Source organism: Chryseobacterium sp. UF-290, assembly GCF_058245615.1.
The window spans coordinates 22,536-42,748 of sequence record NZ_JBSICB010000026.1 but is presented as its reverse complement, the minus strand read 5'-3'; the positions used below and the strand labels follow the sequence as shown (position 1 = coordinate 42,748).

At 40.3% G+C, this 20,213-nt stretch carries 15 protein-coding genes and 1 CRISPR repeat array; of the genes, 14 read left to right on the top strand and 1 reads right to left on the bottom strand.

Annotation, left to right across the window (positions count from 1 at the left end; genetic code table 11):
• Positions 1-2: 2 nt before the first annotated feature.
• Positions 3-1,844: a CRISPR direct-repeat array (repeat unit 48 nt; unit sequence GTTGTGTATAATCACAAAGTTAGTGATTAAATGAAAGCAATTCACAAC).
• A 319-nt stretch (positions 1,845-2,163) separates the two neighbouring features.
• The 5 genes from AC4IF5_RS20155 to AC4IF5_RS20135 all read left to right on the top strand — a co-directional run bounded on the left by AC4IF5_RS20155 (position 2,164) and on the right by AC4IF5_RS20135 (position 7,689).
• Entirely contained in the window at positions 2,164-2,841 is a 678-nt protein-coding gene (locus tag AC4IF5_RS20155) for a YceI family protein (RefSeq protein WP_490737706.1), read from the top strand.
• 148 nt (positions 2,842-2,989) lie between these two features.
• Positions 2,990-3,538 (top strand): type 1 glutamine amidotransferase domain-containing protein, encoded by a 549-nt coding sequence (locus AC4IF5_RS20150; RefSeq protein ID WP_490737704.1) that lies wholly within the window; start codon positions 2,990-2,992, stop codon positions 3,536-3,538.
• 98 nt (positions 3,539-3,636) lie between these two features.
• Positions 3,637-3,891, top strand: a complete 255-nt coding sequence (locus tag AC4IF5_RS20145; protein ID WP_490737702.1) for a DUF1294 domain-containing protein — start codon at positions 3,637-3,639, stop codon at positions 3,889-3,891.
• Between the two features lie 233 nt (positions 3,892-4,124).
• Positions 4,125-5,930, top strand: coding sequence for a translational GTPase TypA (gene typA, locus AC4IF5_RS20140; RefSeq protein WP_490737700.1), 1,806 nt, complete (start codon positions 4,125-4,127; stop codon positions 5,928-5,930).
• A gap of 130 nt (positions 5,931-6,060) precedes the next feature.
• A complete protein-coding gene (locus AC4IF5_RS20135) occupies positions 6,061-7,689 on the top strand; it encodes a glycoside hydrolase family 10-like protein (protein WP_490737698.1) in 1,629 nt (542 codons plus the stop codon).
• A gap of 98 nt (positions 7,690-7,787) precedes the next feature.
• Here the strand turns inward: AC4IF5_RS20135 and pdxR are convergent, their stop codons facing one another.
• Positions 7,788-9,287, bottom strand: coding sequence for a MocR-like pyridoxine biosynthesis transcription factor PdxR (gene pdxR / locus AC4IF5_RS20130; RefSeq protein ID WP_490737696.1), 1,500 nt, complete (start codon positions 9,285-9,287; stop codon positions 7,788-7,790).
• Between the two features lie 136 nt (positions 9,288-9,423).
• Between pdxR and AC4IF5_RS20125 the strand changes: the two genes are divergently transcribed.
• The 9 genes from AC4IF5_RS20125 to ychF all read left to right on the top strand — a co-directional run bounded on the left by AC4IF5_RS20125 (position 9,424) and on the right by ychF (position 20,077).
• On the top strand, positions 9,424-10,035 hold the full coding sequence (locus AC4IF5_RS20125; RefSeq protein WP_490737695.1) for a lamin tail domain-containing protein: 612 nt from the start codon (positions 9,424-9,426) through the stop codon (positions 10,033-10,035).
• Positions 10,036-10,044: 9 nt separating this feature from the next.
• Positions 10,045-11,400, top strand: a complete 1,356-nt coding sequence (gene dcuC / locus AC4IF5_RS20120) for a C4-dicarboxylate transporter DcuC (RefSeq protein ID WP_490737693.1) — start codon at positions 10,045-10,047, stop codon at positions 11,398-11,400.
• A gap of 2 nt (positions 11,401-11,402) precedes the next feature.
• Positions 11,403-12,545, top strand: a complete 1,143-nt coding sequence (gene iadA / locus AC4IF5_RS20115; protein WP_490737692.1) for a beta-aspartyl-peptidase — start codon at positions 11,403-11,405, stop codon at positions 12,543-12,545.
• A gap of 6 nt (positions 12,546-12,551) precedes the next feature.
• Positions 12,552-13,850: a porin gene (locus AC4IF5_RS20110; RefSeq protein ID WP_490737691.1), complete on the top strand. Its 1,299-nt coding sequence runs from the start codon at positions 12,552-12,554 to the stop codon at positions 13,848-13,850.
• A 13-nt stretch (positions 13,851-13,863) separates the two neighbouring features.
• Positions 13,864-15,417 carry a M14 family metallopeptidase gene (locus AC4IF5_RS20105; protein ID WP_490737690.1) on the top strand — a complete coding sequence of 518 codons (1,554 nt, stop codon included), beginning with the start codon at positions 13,864-13,866 and terminating at the stop codon, positions 15,415-15,417.
• A gap of 4 nt (positions 15,418-15,421) precedes the next feature.
• A complete protein-coding gene (locus AC4IF5_RS20100) occupies positions 15,422-16,639 on the top strand; it encodes a hypothetical protein (protein WP_490737688.1) in 1,218 nt (405 codons plus the stop codon).
• Between the two features lie 46 nt (positions 16,640-16,685).
• Positions 16,686-17,927 (top strand): C4-dicarboxylate transporter DctA, encoded by a 1,242-nt coding sequence (gene dctA, locus AC4IF5_RS20095; protein ID WP_490737686.1) that lies wholly within the window; start codon positions 16,686-16,688, stop codon positions 17,925-17,927.
• A gap of 318 nt (positions 17,928-18,245) precedes the next feature.
• Positions 18,246-18,797, top strand: a complete 552-nt coding sequence (locus AC4IF5_RS20090) for a ferritin (RefSeq protein ID WP_490737685.1) — start codon at positions 18,246-18,248, stop codon at positions 18,795-18,797.
• Between the two features lie 188 nt (positions 18,798-18,985).
• Positions 18,986-20,077, top strand: a complete 1,092-nt coding sequence (gene ychF, locus AC4IF5_RS20085; RefSeq protein ID WP_490737683.1) for a redox-regulated ATPase YchF — start codon at positions 18,986-18,988, stop codon at positions 20,075-20,077.
• The last annotated feature ends 136 nt before the right edge of the window (positions 20,078-20,213 follow it).

Sequence of the window (20,213 nt, the reverse complement as noted above, 5' to 3'; positions counted from 1 at the left end):
GAGTTGTGTATAATCACAAAGTTAGTGATTAAATGAAAGCAATTCACAACCTTTGGGATAACTGGGAAAACTTCATTACCGTTGTGTATAATCACAAAGTTAGTGATTAAATGAAAGCAATTCACAACGCGGCCATACGGTCGAACTCATCTACGCGAGTTGTGTATAATCACAAAGTTAGTGATTAAATGAAAGCAATTCACAACTATATGTTGCGGCGGCCGTTGCGGTAGCGTGTTGTGTATAATCACAAAGTTAGTGATTAAATGAAAGCAATTCACAACTAAGTATAATACAGCACTTACAGTGGCTGAGTTGTGTATAATCACAAAGTTAGTGATTAAATGAAAGCAATTCACAACCACAGAACTTCACGAAATGAGAACTATGTTGTTGTGTATAATCACAAAGTTAGTGATTAAATGAAAGCAATTCACAACCAATTAGAATCTCGCCATCTTTCAGACTTTGTTGTGTATAATCACAAAGTTAGTGATTAAATGAAAGCAATTCACAACTCCTGGTTCTTCAGAATTAAATCCCGTTTCGTTGTGTATAATCACAAAGTTAGTGATTAAATGAAAGCAATTCACAACTACTTCTCAGCTCATTTCTTTTTTCATCGAGTTGTGTATAATCACAAAGTTAGTGATTAAATGAAAGCAATTCACAACTTAAGCAGGGAGAATGCCTCCGGGATGGAAGTTGTGTATAATCACAAAGTTAGTGATTAAATGAAAGCAATTCACAACGGGACTGCTGATGGAAGTGGCTCCGTATGCGTTGTGTATAATCACAAAGTTAGTGATTAAATGAAAGCAATTCACAACGGCTTTCGCCTTTTCTTATTCTTATTTTCAGTTGTGTATAATCACAAAGTTAGTGATTAAATGAAAGCAATTCACAACATTCCGCTTATATTCCCTTTTCCTGCTTTGGTTGTGTATAATCACAAAGTTAGTGATTAAATGAAAGCAATTCACAACAGGAAGAATTAGATATGGAAATCAAAAAACGTTGTGTATAATCACAAAGTTAGTGATTAAATGAAAGCAATTCACAACAAGTGAAGTGTTGTGATGTGGATATGATTAGTTGTGTATAATCACAAAGTTAGTGATTAAATGAAAGCAATTCACAACTTCTACCGGAGATGTACAATCCGGTTATGGGTTGTGTATAATCACAAAGTTAGTGATTAAATGAAAGCAATTCACAACAATCGAACGTTAAAATTATCGCCCGTATCGGTTGTGTATAATCACAAAGTTAGTGATTAAATGAAAGCAATTCACAACATAGCCCCGCGTTTTGCAGTTCCTTAATACGTTGTGTATAATCACAAAGTTAGTGATTAAATGAAAGCAATTCACAACCACTAACTTTGACGTAGATAGTATTAACTTGTTGTGTATAATCACAAAGTTAGTGATTAAATGAAAGCAATTCACAACTAGACTCAAAAGGACAGCACAAAGATCAGCGTTGTGTATAATCACAAAGTTAGTGATTAAATGAAAGCAATTCACAACCAGCCAGTCTCAATATGATGCAGATCTGAAGTTGTGTATAATCACAAAGTTAGTGATTAAATGAAAGCAATTCACAACGAAGTTCTCTGTAGCAAAAAATCATAATGAGTTGTGTATAATCACAAAGTTAGTGATTAAATGAAAGCAATTCACAACGTTGCTGTGAAAGTCCAGTGTTCATGAAGGGTTGTGTATAATCACAAAGTTAGTGATTAAATGAAAGCAATTCACAACGTATATGTTTGACATGACAAATATAGGAAAGTTGTGTATAATCACAAAGTTAGTGATTTAATGAAAGCAATTCACAACTGGCAGGTCTACTTTAAAAGAAATAGTAAAGTTGTGTGTAATCACAAAGTTAGTGATTTACGAAAGCAATTCACAACTGAAATCACGGTCAATCAATTCTGCAAGAGGTTGTGTGTAATCACAAAGTTAGTAAATTTTAATGAGAACCACCATAAAAAAGACTGAATAAATAACAGCTCTCAATTAATTAATATATGAGAATGCTCCAAGTAAAAATGAAAAATTTCCATTTCTTGATGTATGGTAAGATGACGGCAATGAGAATTTTCCTATTTTTGGAACCTCAAAGAATAGCAAATTTTTTTAAACAATGAATAATATGAAAAAACTTAGTGTAATTGCATTAGTAGGCGTAGGATTGCTGACAGCATCGTGTAATAAAGAAAAATCTGCAGATACTGCAGCAACAGCTCAGGAACAGACCGTAGCAGAAAGCAAAGGAGAAGTATTGGCAGTAGATACGGTAGCTTCTGTAGTAAACTGGAAAGCATTTCATAAAGGAGGGATGGCTCCACGTTGGGGAACGCTTACTGTACAATCAGGAGATATAAGCGTTGATGAAGGTCAGGTTTCTGCAGGAAACTTTGTGATCGATATGAACTCTATCAAGGTTGATCCGGCTTCAGTAACAGAAAAAGATAAAAAACCGGCAGATCTGGAAGCGCATTTAAAGAACCCTGATTTCTTTGACACTGCGAAAAACCCTACCTCAGATTTCAAAATTACAAGTGTTACAGATTTGAAAGAAGCACCTGCTGAAGCTGTTGCAGGAGCTAATAAAACAGTGAGCGGGAACCTTACATTATTAGGAAAGACCCTTAATGTGACTTTCCCTGCTAAAGTAGATGTAGTTGAAAACTCAGCATCTATTCAGGCTAAATTTACAGTAAACAGAGCTGACTGGGGAATCAAATTCGGGACTTCAGAAGCAGATCCTGCAGAATGGATGATCAGCAAGGACATCGAAATTGCGATCGATGTAAAAGCTAAAAAATAATTGTATCAGAATAAATGATAAAACGGGCTGCTTTTCTAAAAAGCAGCTTTTTTGTATCTGTACCTTTAACTTTTTTTATAATCCTATAACATAGGGACGGCATTATTTTTTCTCTTTGATTCGGTATAACACCTAAAATCATACAATCATGTCAAAGAAAATTGCAATTCTGGCCACGGACGGCTTTGAGGAAAGTGAATTACAATCACCCAAAGAGCATTTGGAGCAGCAGGGATGGACAGCACATATTGTGAGCCCGAAATCAGGCACCATCAAAGCATGGGCGGAAAAAGACTGGGGAAGTGAGTATCCGGTAGATAAAACGCTTAATGAAGTTACTGCTTCCGATTATGATGCGCTGGTGCTTCCCGGTGGAGTGATCAATCCGGATCAGTTAAGAACAAATGAAGAGGCGTTGGCATTTGTAAAAGGCTTCTTCGGACAGCATAAGCCCGTTGCGGCGATATGCCACGGTCCGCAGATTTTAATCAATGCCGAGGTGGTCGATGGCAGAAATATGACTTCTGTAGATTCCATCAGTAAGGACCTGAAGAACGCGGGAGCTCAGTGGGAAGATAGCGAGGTCGTGGTGGACAGCGGACTGGTAACGAGCAGAACTCCAAAAGACTTGCTTGCCTTTAATGCTAAAATGATAGAAGAGATTAAAGAAGGAAAGCATGAAGAGCAGGGAGTATAGCTCCTTCAAAAAATGTATACGAAGCCCGGAATTTTAAATTCCGGGCTTTTTCCGTATTATAAATTAAACTTTATTTTTGCGGTAAATTAATTTTACAGATGATTCCTTTTCTGCTGATTGCTAATCTTATTACGTTTGGGGTGTTTGGTTTTGATAAACTGCAGGCCAAAAAACACCAACGGCGGATTTCTGAAAATATCCTTTTAGGACTCTCGCTGGCAGGAGGAATATTGGGTGCCGCTTCCGGAATGATCCTGTTTAATCATAAAGTTTCCAAAAAATCATTCCTCGTAAAGTTTATCATAGTGGTTTTAATTGACCTTGTATTGCTTTACCGGCTGATAAGACACTGAAAAAACAAGACTTATTGTTTTACGAATTAATAATGAATGCTTTATATGCCTGAGGGAAATTTTGTCGGAATGAAGATAAACCGGAGTCCTGTCAGAACCCTGATACATCATCGTTTTCCGGGAATTTCAAAGAAGATTGATCTAAAATTCTCATTATGAAATTGTTAAATATTGCATAAACTTTTTAATTAATTCATTTAAAATCACTATTTTTGCACCCGTAAAAATCCTATATGCAAAACATTAGAAATATTGCGATTATCGCACACGTTGACCACGGGAAGACGACTTTGGTTGACAAAATCATTCACGCTACCAACATTTTCAGAGAAAATCAGGAGAGCGGGGAATTAATTATGGATAACAATGATCTTGAAAGAGAAAGAGGGATCACGATCTTATCCAAGAATATTTCTGTTACTTATAAAGACACAAAAATTAACGTAATTGATACTCCTGGTCACGCGGATTTTGGTGGGGAAGTAGAAAGAGTACTGAAAATGGCTGACGGAGTTATTTTGTTGGTGGATGCGTTCGAAGGACCGATGCCACAGACAAGATTCGTGCTTCAGAAAGCTTTGGAACTGGGGCTGAGACCATTGGTTGTTATCAATAAGGTAGATAAGCCAAACTGCCGTCCGGATGAAGTTCACGATCAGGTATTTGATCTATTCTTCAACCTTGAAGCGACTGAAGAGCAGTTGGATTTCCCTACGTTCTACGGATCTTCCAAACAAGGTTGGTTCAACACTTCATTAGAACAGACTGAAGATATTTTACCATTATTAGACGGGATTTTACAACATGTTCCTGCTCCGAAAGTAGAAGAAGGAAACCTTCAGATGCAGATTACTTCTCTTGATTACTCTTCTTTCTTAGGGAGAATTGCGATCGGGAAAGTGACAAGAGGTGAGATCAAAGAATCCCAGTGGATCGGTCTTGCTCAGGCAGAAGGTAAAATCGTAAAAGGAAAAGTAAAAGAATTGTACGTTTTCGAAGGATTAGGAAAGAAAAAAGTAACCGAAGTACAGGCAGGAGATATCTGTGCTGTAGTAGGATTCGATGCATTCCAGATCGGTGATTCTTTCGTAGATCTTGAAAACCCTGAACCATTGGAAAGAACGGCAATTGATGAACCTACCCTGAACATGACATTCTCTATCAACAATTCACCTTTCTTCGGTAAAGACGGTAAATACGTTACCTCTAATCACCTGAAAGAGAGATTGACAAAAGAATTAGAGAAAAACCTGGCATTAAGAGTTCAGCAGACTGATGATGCCAATACTTTCCTTGTATTCGGTAGAGGTATTCTTCACTTATCCGTTTTGATCGAAACCATGAGAAGAGAAGGATATGAAATGACTATCGGGCAGCCACAGGTAATCTTAAGAGAAATCGACGGAGAAAAATGTGAACCTTACGAATCTTTGGTTGTTGATGTTCCTGAAGAATATGCTTCAAGAGTTATTGACCTTGCAACTCAGAGAAAAGGAGACCTTCACATTATGGAAACCAAAGGGGAGATGCAGCACATGGAATTCGAAATTCCTTCAAGAGGATTGATCGGATTGCGTTCCCAGATGTTGACAGCGACTGCGGGTGAAGCTATTATGGCACACCGTTTCACAGAATACAAGCCTTTCAAAGGAGCTATTCCCGGAAGAAACAATGGAGTACTGATCAGCAAAACTACCGGTCCGGCTACAGAATACTCTATTGCCAAGTTACAGGACAGAGGTAAGTTCTTCGTTGATCCGGGTGAGGAAATCTATACTGGGATGATCATCGGTGAACAAAATAAACCGGGAGATCTGGTTGTAAACATTGTAGAAGCAAAACAGCTGAATAACATGCGTGCAGCAGGAAAAGATAAAGATACCGGTGTTGCTCCAAAAATCTTATTCTCTCTTGAAGAATGTATGGAATATATCCAGGGTGACGAAGCGATCGAGGTAACTCCTAACTTTATCAGAATGAGAAAGAAGATCCTTTCTGAAGAAGAAAGAAAAAGAGTGGAAAGATCAGCGAAAGCGTAATAAAACTCTTACATATAAAATCAAAGCCTCGATTTTTCGGGGCTTTTTTTCTAATGTATCATAGAAATTGTTTATTTTTTCAAAAGAATATCCAAAATATTGAAATATAATTTAAAGTAGTTCTGCGGCTATGAAAATGAATAAATTAAAACTTATTGTTTTACTGGGAGTTCTTGCATCGTACAGTACCTCATGCTCTACCCAGAGCAATGTTTCGAAGACACCTCCCGCTAAAAATACAACAACAAAACCTAATACCAACACCAATACCAATCCGCCAAAACCTCCTGTAACAGCAACAAAACCTACAACAGGAACTTCAGCGACACAACCGGAAGAAATCTTCAGAACAAACCTGCCCGAGATCAAAAGAGAATTCCGTGGTGCATGGATCGCCAGTGTTGCCAATATCAACTGGCCTTCAAGAAATGACCTTACACCGGATCAGCAGAAAGCAGAAGCGATCAATATGCTTGACATGCTGAAAAATAACAATTTCAATGCAGTGATCTTCCAGATCAGACCTTCTGCGGATGCCCTTTATACAAGCAATATTGAGCCCTGGTCCTACTTTTTGACCGGAGAAACCGGAAGAGCACCTTATCCCAATTACGATCCGCTGCAGTTTTGGATAGAAGAATCCCATAAAAGAGGGCTGGAGCTTCATGTCTGGCTGAATCCTTACCGTGCGCACCATACCAACGGAGGTTCGGTGAACAGCCTTTCAATGGCTAATAAGCTTTCTGATATCGTAGTAAGGCTAAAGAACGGAATGTACTGGTTTGATCCGGCTAATCCAAAAACCCAGGGGCACGTTTCCAATGTGGTAAAAGATATTGTGAAAAGATATGATATCGATGCGGTTCATTTCGATGATTACTTTTATCCTTATGCCACTTATAATAAAGGAGCGGATTTCCCCGATAATGCAAGCTGGAATGCTTATGTAAGCAGTGGAGGAACCTTATCCAGAGCAGACTGGAGAAGAGATAATGTGAATAAATTTGTAGAACGTATCTATAAAGAAATTCATGCTGAAAAGAACCATGTAAGATTCGGGATCAGCCCGTTCGGGATCTGGAAACCCGGATATCCGGCAGGCGTTTTTGGATCTTCACAATATGATGAGCTGTATGCAGATGCCAAATTATGGCTGAACAAAGGCTGGGTAGATTATTTCTCCCCACAGCTGTACTGGCCGATAGACTCAAAAGGACAAAGCTTTGAAGCTTTGCTGGGCTGGTGGCAGTCTGAAAACACAATGAACCGTCACTTATGGCCGGGATTGAATACCGTAGAGATCAAAGTATCAGACCGTCCGACAGAAATTAAAAACCAGATCGAAATTTCAAGAAATATTCTGAAAAAGGATGCCGGGGAAATTCATTGGAGCATTGCCGGACTTACCAGAAATCCCAATATGCTGCCTGCCCTGAAAAACGGCCCGTACAGTGAAAAAGCATTGGTACCGAAGACCCCATGGATAAAAGCTGTTCCTTTGCAGACTCCGACTTTGTTTGTCACTGATAACGGAAGTTTCGCACAGGCAAGCTGGAGTACCAAAAATATTGCAGACGTTTTTCAATGGGTGCTTTTTACACAGTATAACGGAGTATGGGAAACAGAAATCTTAACATTGGAGAACCTGTCAAAAGATATCCCGAAATTTAAAGACGGTAAAAAACTGAATGGTGTTGCCATTAAAGCTATTGACAGACTAGGAAATGAAAGCGATTATATGGCGAAGAAGATTAAATGACCGGTCTGAATTCAGTTATATCATACATATGCCAGTCAATTTCATTGGTAAAAAAGAGGATATTCATATTTGAATGTCCTCTTTTTGTAAATATCTGGTTACCATGTGTTTTTTATAAATTGATTATAGACCTGGGCGATCTCCATGATCTTATTTTGCATCAGGTGTTTTCTCACGGCTGTATGTCCCAGAATAATTCCATGTTGCTCGGAAGATATGAAGCATTTACTATAGGCATGCGCAATGATCTGATGATCTTTAAGGGAATCTACAAGCTTTCTGTCATTAATAGATTTATCTATTTCCCCTAAAAGATGTAAGCTCCGGGTAGGGGAGCTGTGCAGCCGGAAAGATTTATGAATATTTTCATTCAGTATTCTGGTAAATATCTGTTCCCGTTCTTCCGCTGCTTCAATTACATTTTTAACATGATTGAACAGATAGTTCCGCTTTATAAACTCACTCATTACGATCTGGTTGGAGGGCGATACAAATCGGTGGGAATGCTTTTGCAATGCCTTTACGACATCTAAAAGATAATAGGGGACAATCATGTAGCCCAATCTGATCGAAGGGTGCAGCAGCCTGTTGAATGTACCCAGATAAACAACCCTGTCATTATGATCCATTTCAAATAAAGAAGGATCTTTGATTCCCCAGTTGCTGATTTCATGATCATAATCGTTTTCAATAATGATGGATCCGTTTACTTTGGCCCATTTCAGGAGTTCCAGCTTCCTTTTCCGGCTCATTTTAATCCCTGTAGGATAATGATTGGAAGGGGTAACGTGGATGATCTTTGGCTGGATTTCTTTAGGAAAGAGGCTGACATTGATCCCTTCCTCATCAATTGCTATGGCATGCAGTTCTGCATTCAGGCTTTTAAAAATGGAATGTACATTGGGAAAAGTAGGATTTTCCATCACTACAGGATCACCCGGATTGATCAATGCGGACCCTACTAAAAATAAGGACTGAAGTGAACCGGATACAATGATGATCTGCTCGTAATCACACCTGATACCACGCATTGAATAGAGATATTCGACAATATTTTTTTTAAAATTGATGATGCCGGATACATTGGAATAATTTAAAGAAGAAGCCTTTACATTACGCCAGTACAGGTTATAGAGGTTTTTCCATTGGTTGACCGGGAAAATATCCAATGGAGGAAGTCCCGGCCTGAAAGCGATATACTGATCAGAGGTGGTATTCATGATATGGACATTCGACTGAAAGCTTTTCCCCGTATCAGAGATAGAAGGATATTTTACCTCAGGATCTATCTTATCTTTTATATTGACTTCTTCCCTTATTCTTTCCAGAATAATATACCCTGAGCCTTTTTTCGCCTCTATCAGTCCTTCAAAAATAAGCAGTTCATAAGCTTTGATAACGGAACTTCTGGATACCTTTAAAAGCTCCGCCAGGCCACGGCTGGACGGCATTTTTGTGCCGGTTAGAATTTTGTTCTGTTCAATAATATCCCTTAAAACTTCCTTAATGATTAAATATTTAGGCTGGTTTTTTTTATATTTTTTATAAAAAGTGTCAGGCCTTATAAAATTGGTAATATGTATAACTGGTATGCTCATATAGTCTGTATTGGTATGTACAAGTTACTGAAAACTTTCTTCATTTTTGTTTTATTAAATAAAAGTTAACAAATCACAGATAGGGTGGACCATTTATGACCACCTGTCCGTTGAAGCAAAAAATAAAGCAATCATCATGAAAACGACTATACCTTTATTTCTTGGTTTTTTAGGTCTTCTGCTCACCGCCTGTAAAACGGATGATGTAATGTTGGATGATCCTATCGAATCAGATCCGCTTATTATTAATGAAGTTCTGTATGACCCTTCCAATGTAGGACTTGATGGTGATGCTAATGGAGACGGGAAATACAGCCAGGAACAGGATGAGTTTATTGAATTTTTTAATACAACCAATAAGCCATTGGATCTGAGCGGATACAAGATTTTCGATGCAACAGGACTTGCTAACAATATTCCTGTTCACATTTTTCCTTCCGGAAGTATAGTACAGCCTCACAAAGCATTGGTTGTCTTTGGAGGAGGAACTCCCTCAGGAAGCTTTGGCGGAGCAGTAGTGCAGACATCCACTACAGGAAACCTCAGCCTGAATAATGAAGCTGACTTTATAACGGTAACGGACGAAGCCGGTGATACCGTGGTAACCTTTGATATCGGTCCGCTTTCAAATAATCCTAACGAATCTTATACCAGAAATCCTGATATAAAAGGAAGCTTTGTGCAGCATAGTTCGATCAATACCCGCCTTTTCTCTCCGGGGCAAAAGAATGACGGGTCTAATTTTTAAACACAGATTATGTATTCAGGACCTATTATTTCCATCGTATTTATAATTATTGTAGCAGTATTGCTGCTGAAAAAATACTATCCGCATGCTGTTTTATTAACGGCAGGAATGCTGATGCTGTTTATAGCTTATTATATTCCGGGGCATAACCCTTTTCCGAAATCAAGCGGGTTCATCGGTTTTGATGCCTTTGTGGCGGTAAAAGATTCATTTGTAAAGACCAATACGGATGTAGGCCTTATGATTATGGCGATCGGAGGCTTTGTGGCCTATATCGACAAGATCGGGGCATCAACTTCTTTAGTGTATATTGCCATGAAACCGCTGAGGCTGTTCAGGAAGTATCCTTATATTGCTGCTTCGCTTACCATTCCGATCGGGCAGATGCTGTTTGTCTGCATTCCTTCAGCGGCAGGATTGGGGCTTCTGCTGATGGCTTCGGTGTTTCCTATTCTTGTTAATCTGGGAGTGAGCCGTATGTCTGCTGTTTCCGTAATTACAGCCAGCACAGCCTTATGTCTCGGGCCGGCTTCACCTACCACAGTAAGCTCCACTTCCATTTTGCAGATGGACCCAGTCAGCTATTTTGTGCATGAGCAGATTCCGCTGGTGATCCCTCTTACGATCGTTATGGTGGTGGTGTATTACTTTGTCAACAGGTACTTTGATAAAAAAGAAGGTTTGACAGAAAAAGAAGGTCATTCGGGAAATATAGAGCTCACCGCTCCATTATATTATGCGTTGATACCGGTGCTGCCAATGATTTTACTGATCCTGTTTTCAGATATATTTGATTTTTTCGGGACTAAAATAAGTATCGGAACTACGGCAGCCATGTTTGTAAGCCTCTTTACTGCGATCATTCTTGAAGCCATCAGGAAAAGGTCAGTTAAGGAAGCCTTTAAGACAATGAGCGTTTTCTGGTCAGGGATGGGAGATATCTTTAAAACAGTAGTTACGCTGATCATTGCCGCGGATATTTTTGCACAGGGACTGATCCATCTTGGTTTTATTGACGGGCTTATTGATCTTACCCAGCATTTGGGATTCGGGGCAATAGGAATAGGAGTGGTGATGGCTGTCATGATCTTTCTTGCCGCGATGCTTATGGGAAGCGGCAATGCGGCATTTTTTGCCTTTGGTCCGCTGATTCCGGGGCTGGCAGGCAAGCTTGGAATAAAAACAGTTTCCATCCTGTTGCCGATGCAGTTTTCAGCTACGTTGGGAAGAACGGTTTCACCGGTTTCAGGAATACTCATTGCAGCGGCTGAAGTAGCTAAAGTTTCCGTAATAGGTCTTGTGAAAAGGAATATCATTCCGGTTGTTGTCACCTTAATCATCATGTTAATCTATCAATTTATTTAAATATGCTTACACTTATAAAAAATGCGGATGTATATGCTCCTCAGCATTTAGGAACAAAAGATATTCTTATCGGGTCAGAAAAGATCGTAGCGATAGAAGACCGTATTGATCCCCATCCGGCATTCTCAGAAATAATTGACGCTTCAGGCAGGATCGTGACACCGGGCTTTATTGACCAGCATGTTCACATCATAGGAGCCGGAGGTAAATACGGATACGCTTCCATGACCCCTGAAATTATGCTTAGCGAGCTGATTGCATGCGGTACCACAACGGTAGTAGGACTGTTGGGAACAGACGGAACGGCAAGGAGCGTAAAAACGCTTTATGCCAAAGCAAAATCCCTTACAGATGAAGGAATCAGTGCTTATATGTATACCAGCTATTTCAGTATAGATCCTGTTACCATTACATCCAACATTCAGGATGATATGATCTTTATCGACAAAGTATTGGGCTGTAAAGTGGCTATAAGCGACGAGAGGTCTTCTTATCCCACTGCAAGAGAGCTTCTGAAGCACCTTCGTGAAGTAAGTGTGGGAGGAATGATTTCAGGTAAAAAAGGAATTCTTCATATCCACCTTGGGAGAATGTCTTCACAGATTGATGTTTTGCTGGAGATCGTAGAGAAATATGAATACCCGATTGAGCATATTTCCCCTACACACGTTGCCAGAACCAGGGAACTTTTCGACCAGTCCCTGAAATTTGCGGCATTAGGAGGAATGATCGATATTACAACAGGCGGAACGAAATACACAGAACCTTATAAATCTGTGCTGTATGCATTGGAGCAGGGGATTTCCATAGATCAGCTCACCTTCAGCAGTGATGGGAATGCCGGTCTGGCAAAGCTGGATGAAAATAAAAAAATGATAGGCTTCAGAAAAGCTCCGGTTCATCTTAATTATGAGCAGTTTAAAGCTTTGGTTAAAGACGGGAATCTGGCACTTCAGGAAGCTGTTAAGCTCATTACCACAAATCCTGCAAAAAATCTGGCCTTAAAGAATAAAGGCAGAATAGAAATCGGCTGCGATGCGGATTTCTGTTTTATGGATCAGGATTTACAGCTCACGGATGTTATGGCAAGAGGAAAGCGGATGATGTCGGATGGAAAGATCATTGTAAAAGGTAATTTTGAATAACCTGATATGAAAAGGTTCTTAACTTTTACGCTTACAGTACTTCTTGCAGCCGGTATTTCTGCACAGGTCCGTTTAGAAAAATACAATTTCGGGGAAGGGCTTCAGTTTACCGGTGACAGCGGGTACAGGATGCAGCTGGACGGCTACATTCAACCCTATCTGGAAACCAGGAAGTTTTCCAATAGCGATGAGCTTTACAACAGGTTCAGGATGCGCCGTTTCAGGATGCGATTATCCGGGACCTCTGAAAATGAAAAATTCAAATACAGGCTTCAGGTAGACCTTAGCGGCTCTACGGAAGCGGATGTCGACGAGGGCGGAAATACCATGCTTCTCGATGGCTTTGTAAGCTATGATATTAATGATCATTATACCATAACCTTCGGGCAGAAAGCCACCCCTACAGATAACCTGGAACTTGGCATGAGCTCACAGACCCTTCAGCTGCCGGAGCGGAGCAGGGTAACCTCTTCCTTTTCGTCTATCCGGGAATTTGGGCTGTTCGTCGATGCTTCATATAAGATCAGGGGAACTGATGTGCATATCAAGCCGTCACTTGCTGTCACCAATGGAGACGGGATGAATGTCTTCAAAAAAGACAGAGGAGGTCTTAAATATGGAGGAAGGGTCAATATTCTTCCGTTAGGACTTTTTAGAAATTTCGGGCAGTTCAGGCAGGGGGATATGATGAGAGAGCTTACGCCTAAGCTGTTGATAGGACTTACTTACAGCTATAATAACGGAATCAGTGACAGAAGGGGAAGGGAAACGGGAAGCATTCTATATCTTGATGCAGATGGGAACGAGGCACTGCCGGATTATGAAAAATTTGGAATAGATATGCTGTTCAAGTATCAGGGATTTTCTTTATTGGGAGAATATGTGAAAGCTAATGCCCGTGTGGGAAATGATATCGCACAGAGGGTCCGTAATGACGGATCGGTAACCCCGGATTTCGGAATAGACGGAGTTCAGGATCCAGGAAATTATATTAGAAACAGGATGATGCTGGGAACAGGGCTGAACCTGCAGGCAGGTTATATCTTTAAAAACCTGTGGTCAGTAGATGCCAGATATACGCATTTGAAAGCAGATAAATACTCATACCTGAATAACGCGGCTTTCTATGCCCGCCCCAATTATTACACATTCGGGATCACAAAATATCTGGGAAGAAATTATGGTGCAAAAATTCAGCTGGCCGCTACCTATGTAGATGCTGATCCCACAGCAACAGATAATGATGGAGTTCTGATCAACGGACACGAGTGGATCGGTACGCTGGTATTTACAATAGGATTTTAACAAAGAACAGACAATGAAAACGATAATCAAATATTCAATGATACTGGCATTTCCGGGAATGGGTTTAGCCCAGGTATTTAATCCTCAGAGTAAAAAGGTGACGGAAAAATTTTTCCCGGAATTTCATCAGGAAATTAAAACGCCTGCTTTCCAGAAGAAAAAAGGCTTTACAAAATATGAAGAAATGATGCCTTTTTTACAGGCTCTGGAAAAGAAGCATCAGAATATAGTGAAGCTGTCTTTTGTAGGAGAAAGCCAGAAAGGAAAAAAGATCCCTTTGGTTGTCCTGAATAAAGCGTCAGCAGCTGAAGACAAGATAAGGGTATGGATACAGGGCGGAATCCACGGTAACGAACCCGCAAGTACGGAAGGAGTATTGTATCTCATTCAGCAACTGCTTGAGAACCCTGAATATTCAGAACTGCTGGATCAGCTGGAGATCGGGATCATTCCTATGGCCAATATAGACGGATACGAAGTACAGGAGAGAACTGCTGCCAACGGAATGGACCTGAACAGGGATCAGACCAAGCTCACCGTTCCGGAAAGTGTGTATCTGAAGCAGGCTTTCAGCGATTTTAATGCAGAGGTTGCTTTGGATTTCCATGAATTTCATCCGTTCAGGGCAGACTACCTGCAAATGGGTAAGGCGGGCTATACGGTTCCTTATGATGTCATGTTCCTGTATTCCGGGAATCTGAACGTACCCGGATCGTTAAGAGAGCTTACAGAAAATACATTTGTGAAAAATGCAGAACAGTTTTTGGCAGAGCATAAGCTTTCAGCCCATGATTATTTCACCACGTCCAAAGATGACGGGTATACGGTATTCAATCTGGGATCTATCAACGCACGGGCAAGTGCCACCTCCTATGCATTGAGCAATTGTGTCTCCTCCCTGATCGAGGTAAGAGGAATTGATATAGGGAAAACATCATTTAAAAGGAGAATCTCTACTACTTTTTTTATAGCTGTTTCCTATATGCAGACGGCTATAAAAGAGAAAGAACGGCTAAGAGCGGTTTTAAAAGAGGCTGAGCAGGAAAATAAAAATGTTGTCATTAAATCATCCAGGAAATCATCCCAAAAAGAACTGGAATTTATTGATCTTTCAACCAATGAAAAGGTAAAAGAAGAAGTAAGTGTTCGCAATGCCCTACGTTCCAAACCTACTTTGACCCGTCCGATGCCAACTGCTTACCTTATCCTGCCGTCTGAAAAAAACATCATCGAAAAGCTGAAGGTGCTGGGCGTAAAAGTTTCACAAACCCGGCAGCCTGAAAAGCTGGAAGTGGAAAACTATATTGTTACCCGGTACAGGAAAGCAACGGTAAAATATGAAGGAACGTTCGGGCAGACCCTGAGTACGGAAAATCATCCTGTAACAAAAGATTTCCCTGCAGGAACTTATATCATCTATACCAACCAGAAAAATAAAGGACTGATCTTCGAAACTGTAGAACCGGAAGCAGCTAACGGCTTTGCCGCCTATGGAGTGCTGAAAGCAGCTTTAGGAGAAGAGCTTCCTGTGTATCGTTACATGAACTCACAACTTTTATCAAACTAATGAAATGAAGAAAATAGCAATCTATATAGCTCTGATTTTCTTTTGCACCGTAGATGCACAGAAAAAGAAAGCTGAGAATACAGCGAACTTTGAATTGGGTTCCGGACTCAATTTCAGCTTTGAAAACAATAACTACCAGTTTAATATGGGAGGGCTTCTGCAGCCGTCATACGGTTACAGTAAAATGACAAATAAGAAAGGAACCAATGAGCTTAATGTGCGGAGGGCTTACTTTTCACTAAGTGGAAAAGCTGTAAAAGAAAAGGTAAGCTTCTTTATCCAGACGGATTTTAGCCTGAGCCAACCTTTGCTGGATGCATGGCTGGCGTATCATCCTACCGAAACCATATCCATTACGGCAGGACAGAAAAGAACTCCGCTGAATAATAAAGAGATGAATATCAATGAGAGCCAGTTCCAGTTTACGGAGAGAAGCATTTTAAGCACCTCACTGACCAATACCGGAAGAGAATTCGGATTGTTTGCGGATGGAAGATTCCTGGTGGGAGGCTTCGGATTAGCTCCACAGCTGGCTGTGACCTCAGGAGACGGAAGGAACTCTTTTGGAAGCAATTCGAGGGATACGGACCGGGGAGACCTTAAATACGGAGCAAGGCTGGATCTATATCCGCTGGGCTTTTTCAGTAAAGGCAATGAAGAAGCGATTGCAGATTTGCTTCATGAGCCAAGCCTCAAAATAGCGGCAGGAGCGGCAGCATCCTATAATAAAGGAGTGAGCAGCCAGGTGGGAGAAGGTCATGGAGATTTTAGTCTCTATGACAGTGAACAAAAGCTGAAATATCCGGATTACCGTAAGTTTTATGCTGATCTTCTTCTTAAATACCAGGGATTTTCTTTGTTGGGAGAATATGCGAATACGAATGCTACACGCCTGAACGGAATTTATACCAATCCTGCTGCTACGGATCTGTTGCAGCCGCAGCAAATCAGCTCGTATCTGGTATTGGGAAATGCATATAATGTTCAGTTGGGATATGTTACGCTAAACGGCTGGGGAGCAGATCTTCGCTATTCCAGAATGTCTCCGGAGTTTAAAGATTTTGAAAATTCCGTGATGAAGGATGTTTCGGCATATACCCTGGGTCTGACCAAATATATTAAAGGAAATAATCTAAAAATACAGGCAGCCGTTTCCAAAATGGAGTATAAGGGAGATATTGATGAGCTAAGAGCTGACCTTGTTTTCCAGATCGTTTTTTAAAATTGACTTCTTACGGTTGTTTTTGGCAGCCATTTATCTTTAAGCAATGAAAATCATAAAAAGTTTATATTTTCAGGTTATCATAGGTATCCTGACAGGAATTGTACTGGGTATATTTTACCCCGATTTAGCTGTAAAGCTCAAACCTTTGGGAGATGGGTTTATCAAGCTGATCAAAATGGTGATTGCTCCGCTGATCTTCAGCTCTATTGTTATAGGGATTGCAGGCATGCAGGACATCAAAAAAGTAGGGAAAATAGGACTTACTTCCATCATTTATTTTGAAATCATGACAAGTATTGCCCTGTTTATAGGTCTTGTTTTTGTGAACTGGATCAAACCGGGCGACGGAATGCACATAAAACCGGAAAGTCTGGACGGTTCATCCGTTTCTTCTTATATCAAACAGTCTGAACATACCAAAAGTACGGTTGAATGGCTGCTGGATATTATTCCTGAAAATGTAATAGCTTCCGACAACCTGCTTCAGGCGCTCTTTTTTGCTGTAATTTTTGGGGTTGCCCTTACGAAAATAGGAGAGAAAAATGCAGCCCCCGTTATTAATGTGCTTCAATCTTTTCTGAAAGGTCTGTTTGCCATTATTAAAATGATCATGTATCTGGCTCCGTTGGGCGCTATGGGTGCGATGGGCTTTACAATCGGTAAATATGGGTGGGAATCCCTGTCTTCTTTGGGACTGCTTATGGTGAGTTTTTATCTTACCTGTATATTCTTTGTTGTCTTTGTGATTGGTGGGATTCTCTATTTCTATGCTAAGATCAGCATCTTTCAGCTTCTTAAATACATAAAGGAGGAACTGTTCATTGTATTGGGAACATCTTCTTCCGAGTCGGTATTGCCGGCTATCATGCAGAAGCTTGAGCAGGCAGGCTGTTCCAAACCTGTTGTGGGACTGGTGATTCCTACAGGCTATTCCTTTAATCTGGACGGGACGTGCATTTATCTGACCATGGCAGCCGTATTCATTTCCCAGGCTTTGGATATGCATCTCACACTGCAGCAGGAGATCACTCTGCTGTTGGTGCTTCTTCTTACTTCCAAAGGGGCGGCAGGCGTTACAGGAAGCGGATTTGTCACGCTGGCGGCTACTTTGCCTGTTGTAGGACATGTTCCGGTAGAGTCGGTAGCTCTGATCTTGGGGATAGACCGCTTTATGAGTGAGGCCAGAGCTTTGACCAATGTAGTAGGAAATACAGCTGCGACAATCATCGTTGCGAAATTTGAAAAAAACCTGGATCAGACCATTTTGTTTAAAAAGCTGAAATAGTCTGAGTTCGGATAAGAAAACGAAGGGTTAAGTCAGGAAGCTGGAAGAGGGAAGCTGGAAGTTGTATTGTATAAACTTAGAGTAAAATTTGATTAAGCATGCCTTAAAATATGAATAAAATTGAGCTTCAGCTGTTTTTTCAGACTTCAGTAACTTCCCTCTTCCTTGCATCATATTTTAGAATAACTATAAATTATTAGTTTAAAGTTTTGAAATTCAACTGAATACAAATGCGTTTTGTCTGGTTTTATTTAAAATGTATAGTTTATCGGAACCATTTTTGCATGATGAATCCCATAATCACCAAAATATAACATTATGAATACCAACAGACTTTCCACGAACATGGAAAAAGTATTGAGTGACCAGATGAACAAGGAAATTCATGCATCACACGTTTTTCTGTCGTATGGAATCTGGGCGGATGACAAAGGCTATCAGGGAATTGCCAATTTCCTGTACAGACATGCCCAGGAAGAAAGAAACCATTCGATCAAATTCATGGAATATATTTTAAACAGGGGTGGAAAACCAAAAGTAAACGCTATCCCAGCTCCTCCGGCCGATCCGGAATCCTTATCTGCATGCTTTGATGGTGTTTTCAAGCATGAAGTTGACAATACGACGGCGATCTATAAAATTGTAGACCTGTCTCTGGAAGAAAAAGACTGGGCAACCTGGAATTTTATGCAGTGGTTTGTACAGGAGCAGATCGAGGAAGAAACACTGGCTCAGAACCTGATCGATAAATTAAAAATTGCGGGTGGTGACCGTGCTACAGACGAATCATTATTTACACTCGATAGGGTCATGCAGGAAGCCCCTAATGATGTTCCGCTGGCTCAGGATGCTACCGGAGACAATCCATAAAAATATATCAGGTCACACAAAACCTTTTAAAAATCTGTCAGAATGCTGACAGATTTTTTTATTATGAAACTCTTCTAAAAATCACTATCTTTGCACGCTGAAAGTTCAAGGTTCAACCATAAGGAATACAACTTTATCCCTTAAACACTGAACTTTAAACCCTAAACCTTAAACTTGAATTTTACAATATGAAATGTGGAATCGTAGGCCTGCCGAATGTAGGTAAATCAACTCTTTTTAACTGTCTGAGCAACGCAAAAGCCCAGTCGGCCAACTATCCTTTCTGTACGATTGAACCGAACCTTGGAACGGTTTCCGTACCGGATCAGAGATTGTTTGAACTGGAGAAAATCGTAAAGCCTGAGAGAGTTTTACCGGCTGTAGTTGAAATCGTTGATATTGCAGGTCTTGTAAAAGGAGCCAGCAAAGGAGAGGGATTGGGGAACCAGTTCCTGGCGAATATCCGTGAGTGTGAGGCGATCATCCATGTTTTAAGATGTTTTGATAACGGAAACATTGTTCACGTTGAAGGTTCGGTAGATCCGCTAAGAGATAAAGAAATTATTGATATCGAGCTACAGCTGAAAGACCTTGAAACAGTAGGAAAAGCAGTTGAAAAAGCTAAAAAATTCATCAAATCAGGGAAGAAGGAAGACATCCTTACCTATGAAACACTTCAAAACCTGCAAAAATTCCTTGAAGATGGAAAAAATGCAAGAGAATTTGCAGTAGATGATCTTACGAGATCCATTATCAGCGAAGTGCAGTTACTGACAAACAAACCGGTACTTTACGTTTGTAATGTAAATGAAAATTCTATCAAAAACGGAAATGAGTGGATTGGAAAGATTGAGGAGATGGCTAAAAATGAAGGGGCTGAGGTTGTTGTTTTGGCCGCTCAGATCGAGGCTGATATCAACGAGTTGGAAACTTTCGAAGAAAGAGAAATTTTTCTTGATGAGCTGGGTCTTACAGAACCGGGAGTTAACCGTCTGATCAGAAAAGCGTATGACCTGTTAAAGCTTCAAACCTACTTTACTGCCGGAGTAAAAGAAGTAAGAGCATGGACTATCGGACAGGGATGGACAGCTCCACAGGCAGCAGGTGTGATCCACACGGATTTCGAAAAAGGATTTATCCGTGCTGAGGTGATCAAGTATAATGATTATATCAATTACGGCTCAGAAGTAAAGGTAAAAGAAGCCGGAAAACTTTCTGTAGAAGGTAAAGAATATGTAGTTCAGGATGGCGACATCATGCACTTCAGATTCAACGTATAAAAGAAAAATATTAAAGTTAGTTTGTAATAGAAAAACGCTTCCATGTATTTGGGAGCGTTTTTTGCATTCTTGAGCGATTTTTAAATACAATAGCTATGATATGATCTGCATAAAAAATCGCTTCCCATAAGGAAGC